Origin of the sequence: Kitasatospora sp. NPDC093558 (genome assembly GCF_040683475.1) — a bacterium.
GTDB lineage: Bacteria > Actinomycetota > Actinomycetes > Streptomycetales > Streptomycetaceae > Kitasatospora.
This window is the reverse complement of the sequence record NZ_JBFBDY010000445.1, coordinates 1-5215: the sequence shown is the minus strand read 5'-3', so window position 1 is coordinate 5215 and position 5215 is coordinate 1. Positions and strand designations below refer to the sequence as shown.

The following is a 5215-nucleotide window of genomic DNA, read 5'->3' as shown; positions in this document are numbered from 1 at the left end:
CGAGCACCCGCAGAGCGGTCTGCAACATGGTGAGAGCCCATCAGTTGATCAACATGACCGGCCCTTTATAGGGGAAGCCCACCGGGGCACGCCCGCAGCGATACGCCGACACCACCCGCATGAGGGGAATATTCGTACCGGGGCCGGGACCAGGAGCAGGAATTGGCCCGGGCTTGGGTCCCCAACTCGGTGACGTGGAGGGATGATACGGTCACTTTATGTTGACCACTGGGGTGCCCCCGGCCGGAGGCTGGGGGAGGGTGTGACCGGACGCGCGGGCCAACCCGCCAGCCGGCGGGGTCACTTGTCGGCTCGGCCATTCACAGTCGAGTGAATTTGGCACGCGCAAGACACGAACGTTCACCTATTCGGGTGTAGAAGATCGTCCGAAGCCTTACTGAACGGGCCCGTCCGCCTACGGTTGGGGGCGAGCGAGAGGGCGGCTTCCGGATCGATCCGTTCGGAGTGGCCGTTCTTCCGTGCTCGCCGGGCGAGATGACGTCCCGTCACGTCCTTCGCAACCCCTTCTCAGCGGGAGGCCCCTCCATGCCCCTGGGCACCACACCGGAGTCACCGCCGGCGCAGCGGCGCCGGCCCGGCGCCACCCTCGTGGCGGTGCGACCATGAGCGCCGCGGCCACGACCGAATCCGCCATCGACCGCCTCCTGCGCGGCCCGAGCGGCCTCGGGACCGCGAGCCTCTACCCGACCCGCCCGGCCGTCGCCGCACCAGTTGCGGCACCAGCGGTGGAGGCGCCGGACGTCGAGACCCCCGTCGTCGAGAGCGTCGAGAGCCCCGCCGATGGGCTCCCGGCCCTTCCGACCCACGGTGCGGCGATCCCGGGAGCGCCGGTCCTGGACGTTCCGCTCCTCGACCCCACGAGTGCGCCGGCGGCGAGCACGGTCGCGCAGGCCGCCGAACCCCCGGCCGGGGGCGGCAAGCCGAAGGCCGGCGACCCGATCCCGGGCCTGTACCACCATCCGATCGCCGAGCCCGATCCCGTCCGGGTCGAGGAGCTGAGCCTCAAGATCAAGGCCTGGGCCATCGACGAGGTCGAGCTCTACCCGGCCGAGTGGGAGGACCAGTTCGACGGCTTCTCCACCGGCCGCTACATGGTCGCCTGCCACCCGGACGCGCCCAGCGTCGACCACCTGATGCTCGCCGCCCGGCTGATGGTCGCCGAGAACGCCGTCGACGACATCTACTGCGAGGACCACGGCGGTTCGCCGATCGGCCTCGGCGGCCGTCTGCTGATGGCGCACACCGCGCTCGACCCGCTGCACACCACGGCCGAGTATCACGGGCCGTGGGAGGAGTCGCTGTCCTCGGACGCCCCCCGCCGGGCGTACCGGTCGGCGATGGACTACTTCACCCGCGCCGCCACGCCCTCGCAGTCGGACCGCTTCCGGCACGACATGGCGCGGCTGCACCTCGGGTACCTCGCCGAGGCGTCGTGGGCCGAGACGGACCACGTCCCGGAGGTGTGGGAGTACCTGACGATGCGTCAGTTCAACAACTTCCGCCCCTGCCCGACGATCACCGACACCGTCGGCGCCTACGAGCTGCCGATGGACCTGCACGCCCTGCCCGCGATGCAGCGCATCATCGCCCTCGCCGGCAATGCCACCACACTCGTCAACGACCTGTACTCGTACACCAAGGAGCTCGCCAGCCCCGGCCGGCACCTGAACCTGCCGGTGGTGATCTCCGAGCGGGAGAACCTCTCCGAGCGCGACGGCTACCTCAAGGCCGTCGAGGTCCACAACGAGCTCATGCACGCCTTCGAGGCCGAGTCGGCCGCGCTCGCCGCGACGTGCCCGGTCCCGACCCTGCTGCGCTTCCTGCGCGGTATGGCGGTGTGGCTCGACGGCAACCACTACTGGCACCAGACGAACACCTTCCGGTACACGCTGCCCGACTTCTGGTGACGCCGGGGGCCGGTCCCGGGCGCCGTCCCCGTGCCCGATGACCACAGGTGCCCGATGACCACAGCGCGACCGTCCAAGACCATTTCCGAGCAACTCTGATCACCCTTTTCACCTGCCCTACAAGGAGTTCGACGCATGTCCCTCACCGACGACCTCGCCACCCAGACCGGCGCCACGATCCCCGGCCCGGCGACTCCCTACCAGGGCGACATCGCGCGCTACTGGGACCATGAGGCCCGGCCTGTGAACCTTCGCCTGGGTGACGTCGACGGTCTCTACCACCACCACTACGGCATCGGCGCGGTCGACGAGTCCGCCATCGGCGACCCCGAGGACAGCGAGCGCGAGAAGAAGGTCATCACCGAGCTCCACCGCCTGGAGTCCGCCCAGGCCGACGTGCTGCTCGACAACCTCGGCGAGATCACCGCGGACCACACGCTCGTCGACGCCGGCTGCGGGCGCGGCGGCTCCATGGTGATGGCCCACCAGCGCTTCGGCTGCCGGGTCGAGGGTCTGACGCTCTCCACCCAGCAGGCCGAGTTCGGCAACAACCGCGCCCGCGAGCTCGGCATCGGCGACTTCGTCCGCTCGCAGGTCCACAACATGCTCGACATGCCGTTCGAGACCGGCTCGGTCGCGGGCTCGTGGAACAACGAGTCCAGCATGTACGTCGACCTGCACGACCTGTTCGCCGAGCACGCGCGCGTCCTGTCGGTCGGCGGCCGGTACGTCACCATCACCGGCTGCTGGAACCCGCGGTACGGCCAGCCGTCCAAGTACGTCTCGCAGATCAACGCGCACTTCGAGTGCAATATCCACTCCCGCCGCGAGTACCTGCGCGCCATGGCGGACAACCGCCTCGTGCCCCAGGCCGTCATCGACCTGACGCCGGACACCCTCCCGTACTGGGAGCTGCGGGCCACCACCTCGCTCGTCACCGGCATCGAGGAGGCGTTCATCAACTCCTACAAGGACGGCTCCTTCCAGTACGTCCTGATCGCCGCCGACCGGGTCTGACCGCCCGCAGGCGCACCGTCGGCGATTCCGCCGACGACACCGCTGCAAACGCCGACAGCGCCGCCGATGGCCGCCCCGCACTCGCGGGGCGGCCATCGCCGTGTGTGTCCCCGGGGGGGCTTCGCCCACCACGCGCATCCGGTCCAAACCTCTTGGGGGAAAAGTGGGTTGAGTACCCCCTGCCGGCCGAATCCGGAACAGTATTCCGAGTCGCATTCAGTGAATGGCTACACGCGTAAACTTCGGGTCGCGCGGCCTCAAAACCCGCTGTGACATGCCACTTCACCTGCGCGAACACCGCTCTTAATCGTTCCTTACCCTTCTCCGTTGACCCGCGTTCATCAGCTCTGCTTTCCTACATGCCCAGCAGGCGGCGGAACCGACGCACAGTCAATTCCCGAGGGTGTAGCGAACCCGTGGAATCGGCATGGGCCAATTCGCCGCAGGCCCCTTCCCCACAAGGGATCGTCCGCGGCCCCCAGCCGTGACCGGGCGATCGGAACGAGAGAGGGCACCCTCACCCCATGGGTCACTCCCGCACAATTCGTCGCGCCAAGTACGCGGCCCTCACCGGCATAGCGTCGCTCGCGCTCGCTGCCGCCGGTCTCGCCGGCGCGGCCGGCACCGCCACGGCGCAGGACATCTCCGGGGCGCCGGCCAGTACGGGCAACGAGTTCAACCCCTGGAGCCCGCAGAACGGCGGCCACCAGTACCGCCACGGCGCGGTGCCGGGCATGAAGCAGCACGAGAACTACCGGAAGTACGTCGCGGCGCAGCAGCAGGCCGCCGCCACCGGCCAGCAGACCCTCTCCTACGGCGGCGGTGTCGACGGCATCGGCGTCCAGAGCGGCCACTCCAAGGTGTACCTGGTCTTCTACGGCAACCAGTGGGGCACCCAGAGCACCGACGCCAACGGCAACGCGGCCTTCACGAACGACTCGGCGGGCGCCGCCGGTGCCACCCAGCAGATGTTCAAGGGCATCGGCACCAACGGCGAGACCTGGTCGGCCGACCTGACCCAGTGGTGCGACGGCCCCAACGTCGCCTCCGGCGCGGTCAGTTGCCCGTCCAACGCCAACTTCATCCCGTACCAGAGCGGCGGCGTGCTGTCCGGCGTGTGGTACGACAACGCGGCCGCCTCGCCGCAGCAGTCGACCGGCAACCAGCTGGCCCAGGAGGCCGTCAAGGCCGCCGGGCACTTCGGCAACACGACGGGTGCGGCCAACCGCGACGCGTACTACATCATCCTGTCGCCGCACGGCACCAACCCGGACGACTACCAGAACCCGACCACCGGGTACTGCGCCTGGCACGACTGGAACGGCGACACGACGCTGAACGGCGGCGCGGCCTCCTCGCCCTACGGCGACATCGCGTTCTCGAACCAGCCGTACAACATCGACCAGGGCGCCAACTGCGGTGTCGGCTTCGTCAACTCGCCCGGCACGCTGGACGGCTGGACGATGACCCTCGGCCACGAGTGGCACGAGATGATGTCCGACCAGAACCCGGCGGGCGGCTGGACCAACCACGTCACCGGCAGCAGCTACAACGGCCAGGAGAACTCCGACGAGTGCGCCTGGCTCAAGCCCGGCACCACCGGCGGCGCCGCGAACATCTCGTTCGGCTCCTACGGCACCTTCGCCGAGCAGGCCAGCTGGTCCAACGACACCAACTCCTGCGCGATCTCGCACGCGATCCTGACCCACGGCAACACGGTCACCGTCACCAACCCGGGCGGCCAGACCGGCACCGTCGGCACCGCGGCCAGCCTGCAGATCAGCGCCAGTGACTCCGCCACCGGCCAGACCCTGACCTACGCGGCCACCGGCCTGCCCGCCGGCCTGTCGATCAACTCCTCGACCGGCCTGATCTCCGGCACGCCGACCGCCGCCGGCACCTCCAGCGTGACGGTCACCGCGACCGACACCACCGGCGCCGCCGGCAGCACCTCCTTCAGCTGGACCGAGAACGGCACCGGTGGCGGCGGCAACGCCATCACCAACGGCGGCTTCGAGACCGGCAACACCTCCGGCTGGACCGCCGCGGGCTCCACCTCCGCCCCGGCCGCCGCCGCCCACTCCGGCAGCTACGGCGCGATGGTCGGCTCGACCAGCCCGACCGGCGACTCCAGCCTGGCCCAGACGTTCACCGCCCCGGCCGGCTCCAGCAAGGTCTCCTTCTGGTACAGCAACACCTGCCCGGACACCGTGACCTACGACTGGGCCACCGCCACCCTGAAGGACAACACCACCGGCACCACCACCACG

3 protein-coding genes are annotated in these 5215 nt (G+C 69.5%); all 3 read left to right on the top strand.

Going from position 1 to position 5215, the window contains the following annotated elements:
- Positions 1-623: 623 nt before the first annotated feature.
- Positions 624-1928 (top strand): family 2 encapsulin nanocompartment cargo protein terpene cyclase, encoded by a 1305-nt coding sequence (locus tag AB0O00_RS28625; protein ID WP_363656585.1) that lies wholly within the window; start codon positions 624-626, stop codon positions 1926-1928.
- A 135-nt stretch (positions 1929-2063) separates the two neighbouring features.
- Positions 2064-2945 (top strand): geranyl diphosphate 2-C-methyltransferase, encoded by an 882-nt coding sequence (locus AB0O00_RS28620; RefSeq protein ID WP_363656583.1) that lies wholly within the window; start codon positions 2064-2066, stop codon positions 2943-2945.
- Positions 2946-3469: 524 nt separating this feature from the next.
- Positions 3470-5215, top strand: a 1746-nt coding sequence (locus AB0O00_RS28615; RefSeq protein ID WP_363656581.1) for a putative Ig domain-containing protein, incomplete at its 3' end; no start/stop codon positions are given.

Bases quoted from the DNA above. Each gene is read 5' to 3' on its own strand.
- AB0O00_RS28625 (WP_363656585.1), top strand. From the start codon at position 624: ATGAGCGCCGCGGCCACGACCGAATCCGCCATCGACCGCCTCCTGCGC.
- AB0O00_RS28620 (WP_363656583.1), top strand. From the start codon at position 2,064: ATGTCCCTCACCGACGACCTCGCCACCCAGACCGGCGCCACGATCCCC.